General features: G+C 60.9%; 1 protein-coding gene. It reads left to right on the top strand.

Going from position 1 to position 1305, the window contains the following annotated elements; genetic code table 11:
• Positions 1-81 precede the first annotated feature (81 nt).
• Positions 82-1302 carry an ISL3 family transposase gene (locus tag U4Z31_RS36860; protein WP_044844244.1) on the top strand — a complete coding sequence of 407 codons (1221 nt, stop codon included), beginning with the start codon at positions 82-84 and terminating at the stop codon, positions 1300-1302.
• Positions 1303-1305 lie beyond the last annotated feature (3 nt).

Consider the following 1305-nt stretch of genomic DNA (forward strand, 5'->3'; position numbering starts at 1 on the left):
GGTTCATCGCAGGAAACCGTGGAGGGTTTGAGAGCGATTGCGTAACCTGACGCCTGACTTTAAGGACGTCAGGAGAGGTAATTGCTCGATCGCAAGGCACTTCAGGCACTGGGCTGCTGGACGGGTTACCGACTGGAGCGTGTGGAATGGCCGGAAGGCGAAGGTCGCACGCTGTCGCTGTATTTGAAGCCGGTCAGCAAGATCATGTACTGCGAGCAGTGTGGGGCACGCTGCCAGCAGATCCACGAGACGACGGTTCGTCGGGTGCGTGACTTGCCGCTATTCGAATACCGGGTGGTGTTGCATGTGCCTCGTCGCCGGGTCTGGTGCGAACGCTGCGGCGGCCCGCGACTGGAGAAGCTGGCGTGGCTGGGCCGTTACCAGCGAGTGACGGAGCGCTTCGCCAAGGCTTGCGAGAAACTGCTGCAAGCGGCCAGCGTACAGGCGGTGGCGGCCTTCTACGATCTGGGCTGGCACACGGTCAAATCGATCGACAAGATGCGCCTGCGGGCGCGCGTGAGCGAGCCCGATTGGTCAACGATCCGCTATCTGGCGATGGACGAGTTCGCGCTGCATAAAGGTCATCGCTACGCCACGGTGGTGGTCGACCCGATCAGCCGGCAAGTACTCTGGATCGGACCGGGACGCTCGCGTGAGACGGCCCGGGCCTTCTTCGAACAGCTTCCCGAAGGCGCGGCCAAGCGTATCGAAGCGGTCGCGATCGACATGACCACGGCCTATGAACTCGAAATCAGGGAACAGTGTCCGCAGGCGGAAATCGTCTTCGACCTGTACCACGTGGTGGCCAAGTACGGCCGCGAAGTGATCGATCGGGTGCGGGTCGATCAGGCCAATCAACTCCGACATGACAAGCCAGCCCGCAAGGTTCTGAAGTCCAGCCGCTGGCTGTTGCTGCGCAACCGCCACAACCTCAAGCCGGATCAGGCCGTGCACCTGAAGGAATTGCTGGCGGCCAATCAGGCGCTGTTATGCGTCTACGTGTTACGCGACGAGCTCAAGCGGCTCTGGTTCTACCGAAAGCCGGCCTGGGCGCAAAAGGCTTGGGAACAATGGTTCGAGCAGGCTCAGCAAAGTGGGATCGCGGCCCTGCAAAAGTTCGCCGAGCGTCTGCAGGGCTACTGGCACGGCATCGTGACTCGCTGCCGCCATCCGCTCAATACCAGCATCGTTGAAGGCATCAACAACACCATCAAGGTCATCAAGCGTCGAGCTTACGGGTACCGCGACGACGAATACTTCTTCCTTAAGATTCGCGCCGCGTTCCCCGGTAATCCTCGATGAACC

The sequence above is a fragment of the Burkholderia sp. BCC1985 genome, from assembly GCF_905339915.1.
GTDB lineage: Bacteria > Pseudomonadota > Gammaproteobacteria > Burkholderiales > Burkholderiaceae > Burkholderia.